This is a genomic window from Streptomyces sp. NPDC093261, from assembly GCF_044753645.1.
Classification (GTDB): domain Bacteria; phylum Actinomycetota; class Actinomycetes; order Streptomycetales; family Streptomycetaceae; genus Streptomyces.
In genome coordinates this window covers 462,111-480,022 of the sequence record NZ_JBIVNO010000001.1, presented here as the reverse complement: position 1 = coordinate 480,022, position 17,912 = coordinate 462,111, and the positions used below count along the sequence as shown (strand labels likewise).

At 71.6% G+C, this 17,912-nt stretch carries 19 protein-coding genes; 6 read left to right on the top strand and 13 right to left on the bottom strand.

The features are described from left to right. The first annotated feature begins 18 nt into the window (after positions 1–18). The gene (locus ACIP94_RS02225; protein WP_402418262.1) at positions 19–375 is read left to right on the top strand and encodes a 5-carboxymethyl-2-hydroxymuconate Delta-isomerase; all 357 of its coding nucleotides are present in this window, start codon (positions 19–21) and stop codon (positions 373–375) included. A 4-nt stretch (positions 376–379) separates the two neighbouring features. On the opposite strand, the gene ACIP94_RS02220 is transcribed toward ACIP94_RS02225, so the two are convergent. The 3 genes from ACIP94_RS02220 to ACIP94_RS02210 form a co-directional block, all read right to left on the bottom strand. Continuing rightward, complete coding sequence (locus ACIP94_RS02220; RefSeq protein WP_402418258.1) at positions 380–1,069, bottom strand: TetR/AcrR family transcriptional regulator; 690 nt, start codon at positions 1,067–1,069, stop codon at positions 380–382. 116 nt (positions 1,070–1,185) lie between these two features. Continuing rightward, positions 1,186–3,177 carry a hypothetical protein gene (locus ACIP94_RS02215; protein ID WP_402418256.1) on the bottom strand — a complete coding sequence of 664 codons (1,992 nt, stop codon included), beginning with the start codon at positions 3,175–3,177 and terminating at the stop codon, positions 1,186–1,188. Positions 3,178–3,269: 92 nt separating this feature from the next. Then, on the bottom strand, positions 3,270–3,773 hold the full coding sequence (locus ACIP94_RS02210) for a tetratricopeptide repeat protein (protein WP_402418253.1): 504 nt from the start codon (positions 3,771–3,773) through the stop codon (positions 3,270–3,272). 189 nt (positions 3,774–3,962) lie between these two features. On the opposite strand from ACIP94_RS02210, the gene ACIP94_RS02205 reads away from it, so the two are divergent. Next, the gene (locus ACIP94_RS02205; protein WP_402418250.1) at positions 3,963–4,391 is read left to right on the top strand and encodes a hypothetical protein; all 429 of its coding nucleotides are present in this window, start codon (positions 3,963–3,965) and stop codon (positions 4,389–4,391) included. Positions 4,392–4,628: 237 nt separating this feature from the next. On the opposite strand, the gene ACIP94_RS02200 is transcribed toward ACIP94_RS02205, so the two are convergent. The 5 genes from ACIP94_RS02200 to ACIP94_RS02180 all read right to left on the bottom strand — a co-directional run bounded on the left by ACIP94_RS02200 (position 4,629) and on the right by ACIP94_RS02180 (position 10,299). After that, positions 4,629–6,161 carry a DUF1996 domain-containing protein gene (locus tag ACIP94_RS02200; RefSeq protein WP_402418247.1) on the bottom strand — a complete coding sequence of 511 codons (1,533 nt, stop codon included), beginning with the start codon at positions 6,159–6,161 and terminating at the stop codon, positions 4,629–4,631. 201 nt (positions 6,162–6,362) lie between these two features. Further along, positions 6,363–7,391, bottom strand: a complete 1,029-nt coding sequence (locus ACIP94_RS02195) for an NAD-dependent epimerase/dehydratase family protein (protein WP_402418246.1) — start codon at positions 7,389–7,391, stop codon at positions 6,363–6,365. A gap of 72 nt (positions 7,392–7,463) precedes the next feature. Beyond that, complete coding sequence (locus ACIP94_RS02190; RefSeq protein WP_402418243.1) at positions 7,464–8,105, bottom strand: winged helix-turn-helix domain-containing protein; 642 nt, start codon at positions 8,103–8,105, stop codon at positions 7,464–7,466. A 470-nt stretch (positions 8,106–8,575) separates the two neighbouring features. Beyond that, the gene (glnII, locus tag ACIP94_RS02185; protein ID WP_402418240.1) at positions 8,576–9,604 is read right to left on the bottom strand and encodes a glutamine synthetase; all 1,029 of its coding nucleotides are present in this window, start codon (positions 9,602–9,604) and stop codon (positions 8,576–8,578) included. A 218-nt stretch (positions 9,605–9,822) separates the two neighbouring features. Continuing rightward, the gene (locus tag ACIP94_RS02180; RefSeq protein ID WP_402418237.1) at positions 9,823–10,299 is read right to left on the bottom strand and encodes a MarR family transcriptional regulator; all 477 of its coding nucleotides are present in this window, start codon (positions 10,297–10,299) and stop codon (positions 9,823–9,825) included. Positions 10,300–10,363: 64 nt separating this feature from the next. Between ACIP94_RS02180 and ACIP94_RS02175 the strand changes: the two genes are divergently transcribed. After that, on the top strand, positions 10,364–11,227 hold the full coding sequence (locus ACIP94_RS02175) for an alpha/beta fold hydrolase (protein ID WP_402418234.1): 864 nt from the start codon (positions 10,364–10,366) through the stop codon (positions 11,225–11,227). Positions 11,228–11,229: 2 nt separating this feature from the next. Here the strand turns inward: ACIP94_RS02175 and ACIP94_RS02170 are convergent, their stop codons facing one another. Next, positions 11,230–11,967, bottom strand: a complete 738-nt coding sequence (locus ACIP94_RS02170; RefSeq protein ID WP_402418231.1) for a hypothetical protein — start codon at positions 11,965–11,967, stop codon at positions 11,230–11,232. A 135-nt stretch (positions 11,968–12,102) separates the two neighbouring features. Next, entirely contained in the window at positions 12,103–12,462 is a 360-nt protein-coding gene (locus tag ACIP94_RS02165) for an arsenate reductase family protein (RefSeq protein ID WP_402418228.1), read from the bottom strand. 257 nt (positions 12,463–12,719) lie between these two features. On the opposite strand from ACIP94_RS02165, the gene ACIP94_RS02160 reads away from it, so the two are divergent. Beyond that, positions 12,720–13,034, top strand: coding sequence for a hypothetical protein (locus ACIP94_RS02160; protein WP_402418225.1), 315 nt, complete (start codon positions 12,720–12,722; stop codon positions 13,032–13,034). A gap of 687 nt (positions 13,035–13,721) precedes the next feature. Then, positions 13,722–13,997 carry a hypothetical protein gene (locus ACIP94_RS02155; protein WP_402418222.1) on the top strand — a complete coding sequence of 92 codons (276 nt, stop codon included), beginning with the start codon at positions 13,722–13,724 and terminating at the stop codon, positions 13,995–13,997. Between the two features lie 19 nt (positions 13,998–14,016). On the opposite strand, the gene ACIP94_RS02150 is transcribed toward ACIP94_RS02155, so the two are convergent. From ACIP94_RS02150 to glnA, 3 genes are all read right to left on the bottom strand, one after another. Further along, entirely contained in the window at positions 14,017–14,640 is a 624-nt protein-coding gene (locus ACIP94_RS02150; protein WP_402418218.1) for a hypothetical protein, read from the bottom strand. Between the two features lie 2 nt (positions 14,641–14,642). Beyond that, on the bottom strand, positions 14,643–15,563 hold the full coding sequence (gene htpX, locus ACIP94_RS02145) for a zinc metalloprotease HtpX (protein WP_402418215.1): 921 nt from the start codon (positions 15,561–15,563) through the stop codon (positions 14,643–14,645). A gap of 239 nt (positions 15,564–15,802) precedes the next feature. Further along, positions 15,803–17,212 carry a type I glutamate--ammonia ligase gene (glnA, locus tag ACIP94_RS02140; RefSeq protein ID WP_402418212.1) on the bottom strand — a complete coding sequence of 470 codons (1,410 nt, stop codon included), beginning with the start codon at positions 17,210–17,212 and terminating at the stop codon, positions 15,803–15,805. Between the two features lie 198 nt (positions 17,213–17,410). Between glnA and ACIP94_RS02135 the strand changes: the two genes are divergently transcribed. Continuing rightward, a complete protein-coding gene (locus tag ACIP94_RS02135) occupies positions 17,411–17,878 on the top strand; it encodes an RDD family protein (RefSeq protein ID WP_402418210.1) in 468 nt (155 codons plus the stop codon). Positions 17,879–17,912: the final 34 nt, after the last annotated feature.

Genomic DNA, 17,912 nt, shown 5'->3' with positions numbered 1-17,912 from the left:
CGTAGAACAGGAGTGCCCATGCCGCAGATCACCGTCGACTACTCGGCCCGGCTCGCGGAGGACTTCGACCGTCCCGGATTCGCCCGGGCGCTCCACGCCGCCACCGTGGAGATCGCGGCGGCGAAGCCCGAGGCCTGCAAGACGCAGTTCCGCCGGACCGAGGACACCGTGGTCGGCCCCGACAGCGAGGGGCACGCCGTCGTGCACCTCTCCATCGGCCTGCTGGCCGGGCGCACCCAGGAGACGAGGGCCCGGCTCGCCGAGACCGCGCTGGAGCTGCTGCGCCGGTATCTGAAGCCCACCGGGCGCCTGGCGCTGCACGCCTCGGCCGAGGTGCGCGACCTCGACCCGTCATACCGCAAGTTCGACGCCTGAGCCGTCAGGACGCGAGGGCGATCAGCCGGGCGACCAGGTCGGCGAAGGGCCCGTCGGCCGGCTCGTCCTCGAGCATGCGGCGCACCAGGGCGCCCATCTCCTCGTCGTAGGCGGCGCTGACGGCCGCGAGCGCGCCGAAGTCGTGCACCAGCTGGCTCTCCAGCTCGGCGCGCGGGATGCGCCGGCCATCCAGCCAGATCAGCGCGGTCGACTCCGCGAGCGAGATCCAGGAGCGGACGATCAGCTCCAGCCGCACGGGCGGATCCTTGATCTCCAGATGCGCGATGATCTGGTCGTACGCGGCCTGGCGCACCGAGTCGACAAGGGCGTTCGTCGTCGACGAGCCGACCGCCGGGCCGCCGCGCATCAGCGCCGAGAAACCGGGTCCGTGCTCGTCCACGAAGTCGAAGAAGCGGCCCATCACCCGCAGCAGCCGCGCCCCCAGTGGACCTTCGTGCGACTCCCCGAACCGGCACGCCAGATCCTCCGCGGCGCGCTTCAACGCCGCCTCGTACAGGCTGAGTTTGCCGGGAAAGTAGTGATAGACCAGCGGCCGCGAGATGCCCGCGGCCGACGCTATCTCATCGATGGAGACCTCGTCCGGGGAGCGCTGGCTGAACAGTTCGAGTGCGACGCCGATCAACTGCTGCCGCCGCTCCTCGACTCCCATTCTGCGGCGTACCCCGGTAGTCATACGAACACCTTACCGATCGGATTCGGCCTTGAAGCGGCCGGATCCCTTTGGTGTGTTCACATCTCCGGCACGCCACCCTCACCGGACCCCCGTGATCCGTCGACCGGTCGGCGCGCTCACCGCAGTCCGCCGACCGTCCTTCCGTCGGTCAGGGTGCCCCTCAGCCCGGCCCGGGCCCCCTGCCTTGTGCGCACCGTCAGCAGGTTCCCCCGCGCGGACCCGCTCACCCCGCCGGTCGTCCGGATGGACGCGGTGTTCTCACTGCCCGCGGCGAGCAGGTACCAGGCGCCCTCCGCCGACTTCCACAACACCCCGGCCAGCACATGAGGATCCTTCGCCCCGCACGCCGCGACGCCCTCGGCCTGTGCCGCGACCACTCCGGACCGCCCGCCCGGGGTGCGGAACTGCGCCAGCACCCGCGGGTCGTCGCCCCGCCAGGTGTCCGCCCGGGTGCACACCCACTCCGCGGCCCCGGACCCGTCCGGCAGCGACTGCCGCGCGTACTCCCACGCGTTCACGGCCCGCACGCCCTGCGAGCGCACCGCCGCCAGCGAGCACGCGAGCGGCGCCCAGGTGCGCAGGGCCGCCGTCCCGGACGCCTCCCGTGGGCCCGCCGGCCGTCCCACGGTGAGATGCGCCGGCATCAGCTCGCCGAGGTCGGCCAGCAGCCGCGTACCCGAACCGTCCGTCAGCTGGAGCACGTTCCACGACGCGCACGAGCCGCTCGACTGGGCCGGGCTCGCGAGCGGCGCGGTCACTCCGTCCGCCGGACGCAGGTCCATCGCGACCGACGACGGCCGCACCAGGTCCCGTTCCGCCGCGGCGCGCACCCAGGGGGCCGTCAGATAGCGGACGTTGCCGTCGGCGCGGTCCAGCACCAGTGCCTCCGCCTCGGCCCCGGTCGCCGCGTCCGCCCGCGCGAGGTCGAGCGCGGCCCCGTCCGTGCCGTCCTTCGGCTCGGCGTAGCGCACGATGCGCAGACCGTCGTAGAAGATCACCACACGGGCCGCGTCGACCTGGCCCGCGTACAGCAGTTGCGGCGGGCCGGCGGGGCCGCCCGAGGGGGTGCCGGGGGTGGCCGAGACCCGCACGGTCTCCCCGGGCCGCGCCCAGACGGCGAGCGCGCGCCGCAGCAGCCTCCGGTCGCCGGTCAGAGCGCCGCGGGCGGGCCACACGGAGAAGTCGGTGCGCGCCGAGGTCCGCCAGGCGGTGGGCACCACGCGTGTCACCCGGGCCGGATCCAGAGCGGCCCGCGCGGCCGGGTTCTGCGCGTCGGAGGGGGCGGCCGCGCCGTCCGGGCCCCAGCCGCCGGTCGGCAGCGCGAGCAGCGCGCCGCACACCGCGACGGCCGCCGCGGCCGCGAGCGCGGCCTTGGTGTGCTGCCGGCGCCGCATCAGGTCGGTGGGCCGGGCCTGGAGCGCACACGGGTCGAACTCGGGCGAGTTCAGCAGGGCGTCCTGCGTCGGTAGGGCCGCGGCCTCGCGGATCGCCGTCCTCGGGTCCGCGACGCCCGCCGCGGCCAGCACCCCGCGCACCTCGTCCTCGGGGAGCTTCTCCAGACCGCGCAGCACATGGGCGGCGCGGGCCGGGGCGGACAGTGCGGACAGCCGCTGGTCCAGGGCGAGTTCATCGGCGCCGCCCGAGTGTGGGAACAGCCGCAGCCCCCACACCTGGGGCAGCAACGGCGGGAGCTGGGACCGCTTCGGCCAGGCCGCCCACCGCAGCGGCCGGCCCGCCTCCAGTGCCGCGCGCACCACACGCAGCCGCAGCAGCGCGTACCCGGGGCCGCCGTCGAGGTTCTCCGCCGGGCCCCCGGCTCCCCCGGCACCGCCGGTTTCGCGGGTGCGGGGGAATGCCCCCGCGCTGTGCCGGCCCCCGCTCTGGGACGGGATCACGGCCGCAAGGGCGCGCCCCCGGGGCAGCGCTCGCTGGACCAGGGCGTGAGCGGTCAGCACCCGCCGGTTGCGGCCGAGGCCCGGCGGCAGCACCAGATAGGCGAGCCGGACGAGCCGGGGATAGTGCTCGACGAGCGTGGCCTCGGCCTGCTCGACGTCGATGACCGGACCGCAGGCCGGTGCGGGGTGGGAGGCGACGTCGTGTGACTGCACGTTCAGCAGAACGAGCGAAGCGGTGGTTGGTCACCTGGACACGGGGGCGGTTCCGGTGAGGCTCCAGGGCCGCCGCCAGGGCAGCGGAACCCTCAGCTCCCAGGTGCGACCAGCAGGCGGGCGTAGGCCGCCATCGACCGCTGGTAGCGCGGCAGATGGGGCGCGAGCGCGCCGAGCACCAGGGACAGCCCCTCGCGGTCACGGCCCAGGCTCGACAGACACAGGGCCAGACAGGCGCGCACGGCGTCGTCCAGCTCGTCGGACGGGCCGTCGAGTTCGGGGGTGAGCAACTTGACGCCCTCCTCCGCCTGCCCGATGTTCCGCAGCGAGCTGGACAGCTGGATCTTCGCCCGGCGGCCCCGGTAGCCGTCGAGACCGCGCGCCAGCGCCTCCCGGTACAGCGGCACCGCCTTGTCCGAGTGGCCCGTCGAGTCCCAGGCGCAGGCCTGCTCGAAGGGGCCGAGCGGACTGCCGGCGGGCAGCTCGGCGACAAGGGCGTCGATCACGGCACGGAAGTCCTCGGCGTCCTCCTCGGCGTAGTCGTCGAAGGTCGCCCATGCGGCGGCCACGCGCCTGTCCCAGTCCTGTGTGCTCACGCTTCCCCCTCGATCCGAGTGCCAGACGGCCCACCTTCGCACATGTGTGCCGGTGGGGGCAGCGGATTTGGGTGGTGATCCCGCAGAGGTCCGGGGGCCGTTGAGTACGGGAGGCGCCACAGCCGTACGGAAGGGCAGGGCCCTCGTGGGGGCTTCCAGTGGCATGGGTCGGAACGACCGGAGGAAGACATGAGGACGCGCGAGAAGCTGGCGGCCGGTGCGGCCGTCGCCCTGCTGGTGCTCACCGGCTGCGCCGGGTCGGGCGGGTCGGGCGGGTCGGGCGCTGCCCAGAGCAAGGTTCCGGCGACCGCGACCGGCAGCCTGGAGGACCTGGCGGCGGACGTGCGGTGCAAGCCGAACATCCAGACGGACGCCGACGAGATCCGGCAGGCCATCTGCACCAACTCCGACGGCAAGTTCGTGCTCGCCACCTTCGCCACCGACCGGGGGCAGCGCGAGTGGATCAACGATGCCAAGGACTACGGCGGTTACTACCTTGTGGGCCGCAAGTGGGTCGCCGTCGGGGACGACGGGGTGGTCAAGGCGCTGCGCGGCACGCTCGGCGGCGATGTCGAGATCGGGGTCAACCACCACGCCCACGCCGGGCACAGCGGCTGAACCGCGGGCCCCGCGGCCCGGCCGCCGCGGGGCCGCACGGCGAAGGTCCGGCCGCCGCGGGCCCGCACGGCGAAGGTCCGGCCGCCGCGGGCCCGCACGGCGAAGGTCCGGCCGCCGCGGGCCCGCACGGTGAAGGTCCGGCCGCGATGCGGCACACACGTCGAAGGCCGGTGGCGGGAGATCCCGCCACCGGCCTTCTTCAGTGGATCACCGTGTCGGTGTCACCGCCTCAGCGGGTCACTGGCACTGCCGCCCGGAGTTGATGCAGTTGGCGATCTTGTTCGCCAGGCCGCCGGTCGTGACGCTGATGAAGTCGTCGTGGTCGGTGGCCGCCTTGTGGAGCTGGTCCGGGAAGCCGTCGACCGCGTAGGCGTTCTTCACCTGGCCGTTCTGGATGGTCGGCGGGTTGATCTTGTACACGAGGCGCATCGTCAGCTGCGGGATCGCCTTGAAGCCGTTCCCGCAGACGCCGCTCGCCGGGTCGGCGAAGGCCACGTGCGTACGGTGGTTGGCGCTGTCGATGTTCTGGCCGTCCCAGCAGCTCTGGAAGGCGAACGTGCGGACCACGTTGCTGCCCTGCGGGCAGATCGGGTACTGCGTCGTCAGCTGGACCTTGTTCTCGAAGCCGGTGCAGCTCCAGTGCGCGTTGGCGTTCGCCAGACCGTTGGTGGTGGTCTTGGCGTCACCGGTGATGATCCGCAGGAACTGCGGCATCGCGACCACCTTGCTCGCCGGGCTGCCCACGTACTTGATCTGGGCCTGCACCGGGGTCAGGATCCGGCCGACGTTGCCTTCCTTGCCGCCGCCGTCCGCGTTCTGGTCGAAGTCCTGCGTGCCGTCCTGGACACGGACCACCGGCCAGTAGTACGCCGACAGGTCGTTCCTGTTCTGGCAGCTGGTGCCGCCCTGGAGGAACGTCTGGTTGCTGGAGAACGCGTTGACCTTCTGATTGCCGACGTAGTCGTGCAGGTGGTGCGCGCCGTTGGCCACGCCGGGCGCCACGATCACGTTGTCGGTGTTGTGGTTCTTGTTCGCGTTCACACCGCACCGGGTGATGAACGTACCGGTCGAGGCGTTGGCCAACTGGCGTGGCCTGCCCTGGACGTTGGGGGCGACCTTCGTGATGTCGACGAAGTCGGCCGCCACCGGGCCGTTGCCGGCCTGGCCGCCGTTGCCCTGCTGCTGCCCGCCGTTGTTCTGCTGGCCGTTGTTCTGCTGGCCGCCGTTCTGCTGACCCCCGTTCTGCTGGCCGCCGTTTGTCTGGCCGCCGTTGGTCTGGCCGGCGGTGGTCTGGTTGGCGGTCAGCGTCGTGCAGGCGGCGAGCTGGGACAGCGACTGGTTGAAGGTCCCGCCGACGCGCTGGATGTCGATTCTGATCCGGTCGATCGTCGCGGCCCGCTTCTCCTTCAGAGGCCCGACGATCGCGTTCTGCACGAAGCTCGCGTCGTTCGCCTGGGCCTGGCGCGAGGAGGCGAGCCGGGCATAGGCCTCGGTGATCTGCTTGTCGAGGTTGGCGAGCTCCGCGGCCACGCCATTGCGTGCCGCGGTCGGCACGTTCGTCAGCTTCTGGCCGACGTCCGGGCACGAGATGGTGGCCGCCTGCGCGCTCGCGGCCTTGGTCTGGTTACCACCCCAAGCGTTGTTGGTCTCGTGCGCCGAAGCGTAGTAGTTCGCCCAGATCAGCCCGCCCCCACCGAGCGCTAGGGCAGCCGAGGCGGCTATGGCCTTCGTGGCCAGCGGCGTACGGCGTTTTCGAGTGTTGCGTCCCATGGAACTCCTCTGACTTCCTTTCGGGGCGGAGGCGCCCGACAGGGGTGAAGCGGCGTCCTCTCATACGAAGGGGGTCCCGTGGGTGTTCAGAAGCCTCGGAAAAAACTGAGAAGTAGTTGAGGTCATTTCGGGCACAAGGGTCACAGAAGCCCCTGTTTCACCGGGAGTTGAGGAGGGTATCCGCGCTTTTTTGAATTCAATTCAGTGTTCGGCGCCGCCTTTGCCTTTACCGGCCAGCACTTTCTCCTCCACCGCGGGATCGAGGCCCACTGCCGGACGGTCGGACCGCCGGGGCGCGTTCGTGCCGACGCCGCGCAGCCAGGCCCAGGTGTCGGCCACGGTCTCCGTCACAGGCCGGCAGCGCAGCCCGTCCCGCACCGCCCGCGACACGTCCGCGCTGTGCAGGGCCGCATGGGCGTCGCTGTGTGGCGGCACCCACACCGGCAGCTGCGTCCAGGGCTCGATCCCCGCGTCGAGGATCACCTCGGGCGCGGTCCAGCACAGCCGCGCATCGCTGCCGGTCTCCCGTACACACGCCTCCAGCAGCTCGCCCATGGTCGTGTGACCCTGCGGGCTCATGAGGTTGTACGGCCCGCTCAGCTCCCGCTCCACCGAGCCGAGGATCCACTCCGCGAGATCGCGAACGTCGATGTACTGCAACGGCAGATCGCGCGGCCCGGGGGCGAGGACGGGGCCGCCGCGCGCGATCCGGGTGAGCCACCACGGCAGCCGGTGGATGTTCTCGTACGGCCCGAGGATCAGCCCCGAGCGCACCAGCAGGGACCTCTCCGCGCCGAACGCCGCCGCGGCGGCCAGCTCCCCGCCGAGCTTGTCCTGCGCGTACGCGGTCTGCTCCGCGTCGGCCGCCGCCCCCTGGACAAGGGGAGCGCCCTCGTCGTAGCCGGGGCAGGGGGCCCAGGCGTAGACCGAGCAGCTCGACACATACACATACCGCCCGGCCCGGCCGGCGAGCAGCCGGGCGGACTCGTGCACCGCGCGCGGCGCCGCCGACCAGGTGTCGACGACCGCGTCCCATGCGCCGGTCTCCGGGCTTCGCCCGAGCGCCGCGAGCCCGCCGGGCGCGGTGCGGTCACCCCGCAGCTCCCTTGCTCCGGGCGGGAGCCGGTGCCGTCCCCGGTTGAAGACGGTCACCTCCCAGCCCCGGCCGAGGGCCGCCTCCACGACCGCCCGCCCCGCGAACTCCGTACCGCCCAGCACCAGAAGTCTCATGCCGACGACTGTGCCCGGCCGCTCCGCGGGGCGGAACCCGGATCTGCTGACAGAAGATCCGGGGTGGCGGGGTCAGCGGACCGGTGTGTACTTGTAGCCCACGCGCCGTACGGTCTGGATCGCCTGGCGGTGCTCGGCGCCGAGCTTGCGGCGCAGCCGGGCGATATGGACGTCCACGGTGCGTCCGTCGCCCACATGCCCGTAGCCCCAGACCGTGCTCACCAGTTGGTCCCGCGTGTGCACCCGGTGGGGATGAGCCACCAGATGGGCGAGCAGCTCGAACTCCAGATAGGTGAGGTCGAGCGGCCGTCCGGCCACCTCGGCGGTGCGCCGCGCGGTGTCGATGCGGAGGAGCGGATCCCCGGCGGTGCGGTCGGTGGTCCGCTCGGCCCAGGCGTCGCCCGCCGGGGTGCCGTCCGTCCGGGCGCGGTCCGGATGGTGGTCGTCCGCCGGGGCGGGCACGGCGACCGGGGCGAAGGGCGGCAGCTGGTCGGCCGGCACGAGCACCAGATAGCCGATCATCGGCGGGCGGCCCGGCAGTTCGGGCAGGGAGTGCGGGGGCGCCGGCAGCCAGGTGGCGCCCGGCGGCAGGAAGTCCGGCACACCGGCGATCTCGTCCCGGTCGACGGCACGCAACCGGTGCCGTGCGGAGCCGGTCGAGGGGGCGGTCGGGGCGTTGTGGGTGGCGGTCGGCAGAGAACGAGGGGTCGCCATGAGAGGTCAGCTCTTTCGCGCGAGGAGTTCGTCGGGGAGGCCGACGACCGCGGGTTCGTGGCCGGGGCCGTCGAGGACGTACGTCGTGCGCGCTGGCCGAAGGCCGGGGTGCCGGCTTTAGAGGGCCCGCGCGTTCCGCGCGCGACAACACACCCGGTCGAAGTCGTGGTGCTGACGGGACGGCCAGAAGGGCTCGAGGTCATGGCGACCCGTCGCGCTGCACTCCTGGAAGCTGGCCATGGCCCCATTGAAGCAGACAGCCGCGCCCGGGAGCAGTCTTCTCTCACGCATTGGACGCCCCCTTGACGCGAACGTGACCGGGCACACCGCCCCCGGCCTGTGGGTTGATCCGTCTCGGGGAGTGGCCCGGAGTTCCGTCCCCGGGAGCCGCCCCACTGGGTGGACGGTCTGCGACACGAGGGGGCGCCCACCGGACGGCGGGCGCCCCCTCGGGAGCCGTCGGGCGCCGGTCAGACCTGGCCGGCCTTCTCCAGGGCCGTGCAGCAGGTGTCGACGAGCAGCCGGGTGACCACGTACGGGTCGACGTTGGCGTTCGGGCGGCGGTCCTCGATGTACCCCTTGCCGTCCTTCTCGACCTGCCACGGGATACGGACGGAGGCGCCGCGGTTGGAGACGCCGTAGGAGTACTCGTTCCACGGGGCGGTCTCGTGCAGGCCCGTCAGGCGGTCGTCGATGCCGGCGCCGTAGTTCTTGACGTGGTCCAGGGGCTTGGAGCCCTCGCCGAGCGCCTCGCACGCGGTGATGATCGCGTCATAGCCCTCGCGCATCGCCCTGGTCGAGAAGTTGGTGTGCGCGCCGGCGCCGTTCCAGTCGCCCTTGACCGGCTTCGGGTCGAGGGTGGCGGAGACACCGAAGTCCTCGGCGGTGCGGTACAGCAGCCAGCGGGCGACCCAGAGCTGGTCGGCGACCTCCAGCGGGGCGAGCGGGCCCACCTGGAACTCCCACTGACCGGGCATGACCTCGGCGTTGATGCCGGAGAGGCCGAGGCCCGCCTTCAGGCAGTTCTCCAGGTGCGCCTCGACGATCTCACGGCCGAAGATCTCGTCGGCGCCGACACCGCAGTAGTAACCGCCCTGGGGGGCCGGGAAGCCGCCCTCCGGGAAGCCGAGCGGACGCGAGCCGTCGAAGAAGGTGTATTCCTGCTCGATGCCGAAGACCGGCTCCTGCGCGGCGAACCTCCCGGCCACCTCGGCCAGCGCGGCCCGTGTGTTGGAGGGGTGCGGGGTCATGTCGGTGTCGAGGACCTCGCACAGCACCAGCACGTCGTCGCCGCCGCGGATGGGGTCGGGACACGAGAAGACCGGCTTGAGCACGCAGTCCGAGGAGTGTCCCTCGGCCTGGTTGGTGGAGGACCCGTCGAAGCCCCAGATCGGAAGCTCGGCGCCCTTGAGGTCGTCGGCCAGGATCTTCGTCTTGGAACGGAGCTTGGCCGTCGGCTCGGTGCCGTCGATCCAGATGTACTCAGCCTTGAAGCTCACGGGCCACTTCCTTCGGGGGCGGGTCTCGGCGCACTTGCGGGTGCCGCGGCGCCTCGGCGCCGCTTTTTCCTGCCCGGCAGCCTGTCAAGAGGCGATTTCCCGACCATTGCCCCGGTGTGAACCCCGTGTTACCCGGGCCGTGTCCCGTGCGCCGTGTGGTGACCGGTCCGTCCCCTTGGGACCGGGGCGCGGGGCATGGGGCGCGGGGCGGCGCCGCGTCAGCGGGCCGGGGAGGGCCGGGCCTGGTCGGCCGCGGCCTTGCGGACGCCGTCCAGGAAGCCCCTCACCGCCGCCAGTTCCCGCTCGTCGTACCCCTTCAGCAACTCCACCGCCTGCCCGATCAGAGGGCCGAAGAACGCCCAGCCGAGTTGCACCGCCCGCTCGTCGACCTCGACGAGCACCCGCCGCCGGTCGCGCCCGTCGCGTACCCGCCGCACATGTCCGAGCCGTTCCAGCCGGTCGACGAGGGCCGTCGTACCCGCGGAGTTGAGCCCGAGGAGCGCGCCGAGACGGCCCGCCGTCATGTCCTCCCCGACGCGCGACGCGTCCATGAGGGCGATCAGGGCGCGCACGTCGGTCGGGTGCATTCCGTTGCCGCTCGCGAACCGGGCGCTGTGCAGCCCGAGTTGGACGGTCACCGCCCGCAGCAGATGGACGATCTCCATCTCTGGCCCCTGCTGTGCCTGTCCCGCCATGCTCACCCCGGTGTCTCCGAATCCCGCTGGCCAAATATCTCGCTCAGCGAGAGAATAGGCGCTCATGGACTCCTCTGTGTACGAGGCCCACGGCCCGGCGGACTTCCACGCGGCGTACGACAGGGTGCTGGCCCAGTGGCCCGCCGGCACCCGATCGGGCACCGTCGCCACCGTCTTCGGCGCCACGCACGTGAACACCTGCGGCCCGGCCGACGGGCCGCCGCTCGTCCTGCTGCCCGGCGGTCGCGCCACGGCCGCCTCCTGGTACGCCAACGCGGCCGAGTTGGCGCGGACCTTCCGTGTGCACGCGGTCGACCTGATCGGCGACCCCGGCCGCAGCGTCCCGGACCCGAGCCGCCCGCTGCGTACCGTCGCCGACCTGACGGCCTGGCTCGACGCGGTTCTCGACGGGCTGGGGACCGGCCCGGCCGCCCTGGCCGGGCACTCGTACGGCGGCTGGATCGCTCTCCACTACGCGCTGCACGCCCCCGGCCGCGTCACCCGCCTCGCCCTGCTCGACCCGACCCAGTGCTTCGCCGGGTTCCGGGCCGGATACCTCCTGCACGCCCTGCCCCTGCTCCTGCGCCCCTCCGCGCGCAGGATCCGGGCCTTCCTGGAGTGGGAGACGGGCGGGGTGCCGCCGGCCGAGTGGCTGCGGCTCCAGGAGGCGACGGCCGGGTTCCCGACGGCCCGCCCGGTGACGGGCCCGCGCCCGAGCGCCGCCGCGCTGCGCTCGCTGCACACAAGGGTCCTGCTGCTCGTGGCCGCGAACAGCAGGACCCATGATCCCCGCCAAGTGGCCGCCCGGGCCGCCGGGTTGCTGCCGAAGGTGGAGACCCACCTGCTGCCGGACGTGTCTCACCACGCCCTGCCGTACACCAACCCGTCGGCCACGAACCGCCGCCTCCTGGAGTTCCTAAGCGGGTGACCTCACCCCACCTTCTCGATCAGCGCCCGGCGGATCAGGAACTTGCCGGGCTCGCGGACCTGCTCGAAGGCCGCGTTGTTGAGCAGCACGCAGCTGCCGGAGACCGAAGTGACCGTCACCGTCGTGGACTTGTTGTTGTCCAGGTTGGTGACCTTCAGCTTGGTGCCCGACGGGAACTGGTTGCTGGACGCGGCCGGGGCGCCGGCCTCACCGGAGAGGGTCACGGTCGAGCCCTTGCAGACCTGCTGGCCCGAGGCCGCGTTCCCGGCGTTGCCCGCGTTCCCGTTGTTCCCGGCGCCGTTCGCGGGGGCCGTGTTCGCCGGCGCGGACGCGGACGCGGACTGGCCGGCCTGGGGGTCCTGAGCCGACCCCCCGGCCTGCGCCGCCCCTCCGGCCTGCGCAGCGCCCCCGGCCTGAGCCGCGCCGCCCGCCTGGATGGACTCCCCGACCTGGCAGCCGGACGCCTCCTGCTGGCGCTTGATCTGGGCGACCACCGCCTCGCGGTTGGCGATCCGCGCCGCCGACTGGGCGTCCGGATTGGCCTTCTGGCCGGCGATGAACGACTCGTTGTTGCCGAGTGCGGTGGCCAGTCCCTTGCAGACCGTCGAGGTGGACGCGTTCTGCACATTGGCCGCGTTCGAGGTGGCCGCGAGGGCGAAGGCCCCACTGCCGGCCACGGCGAGGGCGGTGACCGCCAGTGCGATCTTCTTCTTGGGGCTGAGGGTTCTCCTACGCGACATGCGCGCCTCCTGTTCCCGGCCGCCGCTGCCGGCGGCCGGTCGCGATAGGTACGCCGCTATGTACGAGATCCCGAACGGGGTTACTCAGCGGTTGCGGGAGTCATCGAAGTAACTTGGGTCACAGGGGAGTTGGGGTCACCGGGACAAAGCGTCCCGTACCGCCTCGTCCGTGCGGCCGACGACGGCCGTACCGTCGTCGGCGGTGATGATCGGCCGCTGGATGAGCCGGGGGTGCTCGGCGAGCGCGCGCACCCAGCGGTCGCGGTTCGTGTCGTCCCTCGCCCACTCCTTCATGCCGAGTTCCTTGGCGTCGGGCTCCTGGATGCGGGTGATGTCCCAGGGTTCGAGGCCGAGCCGTGTCAGTACCTCCCGGATCTCGTCCTCGGTCGGGACGTCCTCCAGGTAGCGGCGGACCGTGTACTCGGCGCCCTCGGCGTCGAGCAGGGTGAGGGCGCTGCGGCACTTCGAGCAGGCCGGATTGATCCAGATTTCCATGGCCCGCACGGTAGTCGAGTTTCCTCGTCCCCCGTGCCCGCTCCTGCGCACAGCCGGGGGCCCTGTTCGAATTTGATGCCGCCTCACGCGCCCCTCGCGGAGCTGGTGTGACAGTGCGGCAATTTCCTTTCTGAGCTGGGCTTTAAGGACCCATGCAAGCTCCCTGGATGTCAGTGCCGGGCGGTAGACTGGAAGCAGTGTTCGAGGGAGTGGCCGGGGCTTCCGGTCGGCTCCCTGACCGCGACAGGAGGATGCCCGTGCCCGCTGCCGCAACCAGGCCGAAGCCGAGGCCGACCCAGTCCACCGCCAGGAGGCCGGTCCTCATGGACCTGCCGTACGCACCGGTGGAGAAGCGCCCGCTCCCGCCGGGGCGCCCGCGCGAGTGGTACGTCACACACAACCGGCGTCTGAAGGCGATGCGCCTCGCGATCGCCCTGCTCGACTCCGGGGTGTATCTGCCGAACCAGGCGCGCAACGAGACGATACGGAGCACGGCGGAGCAGATCGGCGTCCATCCGCCGTCGGACACGACCTGCCACATGGTGCGGGCGCTGATGCGGTACAGCCGTTGACCCGTTGACCCGTTGACCCGTTGACCCGTTGACGCGCGGGAGTCGTCGAACCGGGCGCCTTGTGTCCTGGGGCGCCCGGCGATACCCGTCCGTCGGCGGCGTCCCGTCACCCGGAGTGCCGTACCCGGCATGCGGACGGTCTCCATCCGGCCTTCACTGAGGCTGGGACGGTGCGCGGAGCCGTCGCGAAAAGGCGGGAGAGGCGATGGCACGACACGGACGCACCCCGACGGCGTCAGCCCCGACGGCGCCCGTGCCGAACGGCACCGACCCGGTGACCGCCCCCCACGCCCCGTGCTCAGGCCCCCGGCCCCCGGGCCGGCCCGCGACCCGCACCGGCCCCCGTCCCACGGGCCCCCGGCCCAGGGGCCCCTACGGCCCGCGTCCGGGGCCGGGTCCCACGGACCCCCGGCCCGCGAGCGGGGCGCGAGCACCTCGTTCCCGTACGCGCTGAGCCGTACGGCCACCCTGGCGAGAACCCGCCGCGGCGAAAAGGGGATGCACGGCCCGTAACCGCCTCCCTACGCTGGACACGCGTTCCGGAGGCGCCCACCACCGCTTTTCGAAGGACCGGTACCAGCCGGTGGACTCAGGGCTACTCTCTACGCACCCACGACGGCCGCCCACCCCCAGCGGCCCGTCGGACAGCGTTGGCACAACCACTCACCCACGCCACGGAGGCCCGTCATGGGCACCATCCTCATCGCCGGAATCGTCGTCCTCGTCCTCCTGGGGTTCACCCACCACTTCTGGTGGCTCGCCGCCGTCGTCCTCGTCTTCCTGTATGCCCAGTACGGACGGCGTTCGTCCTCGGCGTCGTCGGGCACGGGAGCCGCACCGGGGGCGGCGGCCACCTACCAGCAGTACCGCGAGCGCCGTGACCAGCAGGCCAAGTGGGAGCGCCGCTACCGCCGTGAGCGCCCCTTCGAGGCCCGTCGTCAGCAGCGCGAGAAGAGCAAGTGAGCCGTGGGGGAGCCGCCGGTCACAGGCCGGGGGCACCCCACACCGGGAACCAGCGGCTCAGATCCGGCTCGATCCTGAGATCGTTCGCGAGCGCCGCCTTCACCTGCAACTCCAGCGCGCTGTCCCGGCTTTGAGAGGCACCGGGCAGCGGGGCGAAGGGATAGAAGGTGCCGCGCTTGTAGAGGTAGACGAGGGCCAGCCGCCGCCCGGCGCGGCCCCCGTCCCGCCCGCTGCCCCCTTGGTTGCCGGACGTGTACTCGAACCCGGCCAGCGAGCACAGCAGCTGCGGCCCGAAGCCGTTGACCTCCATCGAGCTGTTCACCGCGTGCAGATCGTTGACGAGCTGGGGCAGCTGGTCGGGGGTCCGCCGGGAGACCAGCCAGGAGTAGCCGTAGTCGTCCTGCCTCAGCTCCACCGGCGGACCGGTGCGGTCGGCGTCCGCGTCCAGAAGGGCCTGGACCTCCCGGTGGGTCTGCTCGAAGGCCGCGCCTTCGACCGTGGCGAAGCACACCGCGCCGCCGCCGGTCGGCGTGAACCCGGCCGCCGCCTGGAGCGTCACCGCCGCCGACGGCAGCGCGAACAGCCGGTCGAGGTCGGGCGCGACGGGCTTCGTACGGCCCAGCAGGATGTCCAGCAGCCCCATGCTCAGCCCGCCTTGCCCGGCGCGGCCGCCTCGCCCAGCTCCGCGGAGATCCGTCCGAGCTGGTCCAGCCGCTGCTGAAGGGTCGGGTGGGTGGAGAAGAACCGCTCGATGCCGGGCTCCTTCCCGGTCGCCGGGGTGAAGTAGAAGGCGTTGAAGGCCTGGGCCGTGCGCAGGTCCTTGGTCGGGATGCGGGCGATGTCCCCGGTGACCTTGGTCAGCGCGGAGGCCAGCGCCGACGGGCGCCCGGTCAGGTGCGCGGCCGCCCGGTCGGCCGCCAGCTCCCGGTACCGGGACAGCGTTCGGATCAGCAGGAAGCTGATCGCGTACACGGCGGCCGAGACACCCAGCACCGCGGCGAAGACGGCGGCGGTGTTCTGGTCCCGGCGGCCGCCTCCGAAGACCTGCGAGTAGAAGGCGAACCGCACGATCAGGCCCGCGATCACGCCGAGGAAGGAGGCGACCGTGATCACGGCGACGTCCTTGTGCGCCACGTGCGACAGCTCGTGCGCGAGCACACCCTCCAGCTCGGCCGGCTCCAGCCGCCGTAGCAGGCCCGTGGTCACACAGACCACGGCGTGGTCGGGATTGCGCCCGGTCGCGAACGCGTTCGGCATGTCCATCTCGGACACGGCGACCACCGGCTTCGGCATGTCCGCGATCGCGCACAGCCGGTCGACCACCGCGTGCAGCTCGGGATACTCCTCGCGCTCCACGACCCGCCCGTGCATGGCGAACAGCGCGATCCGGTCGGAGAACCAGAACTGCGCCACGAACATCGCCCCGACCAGGACGACCACCAGCACCCAGGACCTCAGCAACGCGATCAACGCGGCGATGAAGGCCACGTACAACAGTCCGAGCAGGAACAGCGTGACCGTCATCCGTACGGTCAGCCGCCGATCGCTCCGGAAGCGGCTCTGCATCTGCATCACCCCGCAGTCAGGCACTCGTCCCGCTGTCCAGTGTGCACCTGCCGACTGCCATGAAGTGGTTCCGAACGGCCCTAGGAGCAGCAAAAGGTCCCTGTGAGTCGCGGTGCGTCGCTGTGCGTCAGCCCGCGTACGCAACCCGCGGGCGCCCAAGCCGTCGGACGGGTGAGGGAACGCGGCGGGGCCGCCACCCTTGCGGGTGGCGGCCCCGGAAGACGGCCGAGCAGCGCCGATCACACGTCGAAGTAGAGCTCGAACTCGTGCGGGTGCGGACGCAGCTGGAGCGGCGCGATCTCGTTCGTGCGCTTGAAGTCGATCCACGTCTCGATCAGGTCGGCCGTGAAGACGTCGCCCTGGAGGAGGAACTCGTGGTCGGCCTCGAGGGAGTCGAGGACGGCCGGGAGGGAGGTCGGGACCTGCGGGACACCCGCGTGCTCCTCGGGAGCCAGCTCGTAGAGGTCCTTGTCGATCGGCTCGGCCGGCTCGATCTTGTTCTTGATGCCGTCCAGACCCGCGAGGAGCAGGGCCGAGAACGCCAGGTACGGGTTGCCGGAGGAGTCCGGGGCGCGGAACTCGACGCGCTTGGCCTTCGGGTTCGAGCCGGTGATCGGGATACGCATCGCGGCGGAGCGGTTGCGCTGCGAGTACACCAGGTTGACCGGCGCCTCGAAGCCCGGCACCAGGCGGTGGTACGAGTTCACCGTGGGGTTGGTGAAGGCCAGCAGCGACGAGGCGTGCTTGAGGATGCCGCCGATGTAGTAGCGGGCGGTCTCCGACAGGCCGGCGTAGCCCTGCTCGTCGTAGAACAGCGGGTCGCCGTTGCTCCACAGCGACTGGTGGACGTGCATGCCCGAGCCGTTGTCGCCGAAGATCGGCTTCGGCATGAAGGTCGCGGTCTTGCCGTTGCGCCAGGCGACGTTCTTCACGATGTACTTGAAGAGCTGGAGGTCGTCGGCGGCGGCGAGCAGCGTGTTGAACTTGTAGTTGATCTCGGCCTGGCCTGCGGTGCCCACCTCGTGGTGCTGGCGCTCGACCTTCAGGCCGGCCTTCTCCAGCTCCAGGCTGATCTCGGCGCGCAGGTCGGCGAAGTGGTCGACCGGCGGGACCGGGAAGTAGCCGCCCTTGTAGCGGACCTTGTAACCGCGGTTGTCCTCCAGCGCACCGGTGTTCCAGGCGCCGGCCTCGGAGTCGATGTGGTAGAAGGACTCGTTCGCGCTGGTCGCGAAGCGGACGGAGTCGAAGACGTAGAACTCGGCCTCGGGACCGAAGTACGCGGTGTCCGCGATACCGGTGGAGGCGAGGTAGGCCTCGGCCTTCTTCGCCACGTTGCGCGGGTCACGGGAGTACTGCTCACCCGTGATCGGGTCGTGGATGAAGAAGTTGATGTTGAGCGTCTTGTCGCGGCGGAAGGGGTCGACCCGGGCGGTCGTCAGGTCCGCGCGCAGCGCCATGTCGGACTCGTGGATGGCCTGGAAGCCACGGATCGACGATCCGTCGAAGGCCAGCTCCTCGTCCGGGTCGAACGCCTCAACGGGCACCGTGAAGTGCTGCATGACGCCCGGCAGGTCGCAGAAGCGGACGTCGATGAACTTGACGTCCTCGTCCGCGATGAACTTCTTGGCCTCGTCGGCGTTCTGGAACATCCAGCTCCTCCTACTCCCGACCGTCCGTGCCGGGGTGGTAGTTCGTTCGTGCGGCCAGTGCGGTGGCACACGCTGGTGCCGACCATAGGGACGGGGGATTTCTCGGGCGTGACCCATTTGTTTCTCCCAGGTTAACCAGCCGGAGGCCGGTCGACCCCGCCTTCCTGTGTCCGAAATGGGGCGCAGTACCGTGGACGGGTGGACAACAGGCAAGCAATCGGATCGTGGCTCTCCGGTCCCCGCGCGGCCATGGAGGAAGCCGGGGCGGACTTCGGCTACCGGGGACAGCAGCTCGGTCTGCCCGAGGAGGGGCCGGGCTCGATCGCCCGCCCGGGCCGGCGCATCGGCGCCCTCGCCGTCGACTGGGGCCTGTGCGTCCTGATCGCATACGGCCTGATCACCGACGGCTACACGCCTGCCACACCGAACTGGGCGCTGCTCGTCTTCTTCGTGCTGAGCGTCCTGACGGTGGGGACGGTGGGCGTCACCCCCGGCAAGCGCCTCTTCGGCATCCGGGTGGTGGCGCTGGACACCGGCCGGACGGCCCCCCTGCGCGCCCTGGCCCGCACGATCCTGCTGTGCCTGGCGATCCCGCCCCTGATCTGGGACCGAGACGGCCGCGGCCTCCACGACCGCCTGGCCAAAACGGTGGAAACCAGAATCTGACACCCCGGTCCGTCTCGGGCCCCGAGGAACCGCC

Coding starts and splice junctions, on each gene's coding strand:
- ACIP94_RS02225 (WP_402418262.1), top strand. CDS start 19: ATGCCGCAGATCACCGTCGACTACTCGGCCCGGCTCGCGGAGGACTTC.
- ACIP94_RS02220 (WP_402418258.1), bottom strand. CDS start 1,069: ATGACTACCGGGGTACGCCGCAGAATGGGAGTCGAGGAGCGGCGGCAG.
- ACIP94_RS02205 (WP_402418250.1), top strand. CDS start 3,963: ATGAGGACGCGCGAGAAGCTGGCGGCCGGTGCGGCCGTCGCCCTGCTG.
- ACIP94_RS02200 (WP_402418247.1), bottom strand. CDS start 6,161: ATGGGACGCAACACTCGAAAACGCCGTACGCCGCTGGCCACGAAGGCC.
- ACIP94_RS02195 (WP_402418246.1), bottom strand. CDS start 7,391: ATGAGACTTCTGGTGCTGGGCGGTACGGAGTTCGCGGGGCGGGCGGTC.
- ACIP94_RS02190 (WP_402418243.1), bottom strand. CDS start 8,105: ATGGCGACCCCTCGTTCTCTGCCGACCGCCACCCACAACGCCCCGACC.
- ACIP94_RS02180 (WP_402418237.1), bottom strand. CDS start 10,299: ATGGCGGGACAGGCACAGCAGGGGCCAGAGATGGAGATCGTCCATCTG.
- ACIP94_RS02175 (WP_402418234.1), top strand. CDS start 10,364: ATGGACTCCTCTGTGTACGAGGCCCACGGCCCGGCGGACTTCCACGCG.
- ACIP94_RS02170 (WP_402418231.1), bottom strand. CDS start 11,967: ATGTCGCGTAGGAGAACCCTCAGCCCCAAGAAGAAGATCGCACTGGCG.
- ACIP94_RS02165 (WP_402418228.1), bottom strand. CDS start 12,462: ATGGAAATCTGGATCAATCCGGCCTGCTCGAAGTGCCGCAGCGCCCTC.
- ACIP94_RS02155 (WP_402418222.1), top strand. CDS start 13,722: ATGGGCACCATCCTCATCGCCGGAATCGTCGTCCTCGTCCTCCTGGGG.
- ACIP94_RS02150 (WP_402418218.1), bottom strand. CDS start 14,640: ATGGGGCTGCTGGACATCCTGCTGGGCCGTACGAAGCCCGTCGCGCCC.
- htpX (WP_402418215.1), bottom strand. CDS start 15,563: ATGCAGAGCCGCTTCCGGAGCGATCGGCGGCTGACCGTACGGATGACG.
- glnA (WP_402418212.1), bottom strand. CDS start 17,212: ATGTTCCAGAACGCCGACGAGGCCAAGAAGTTCATCGCGGACGAGGAC.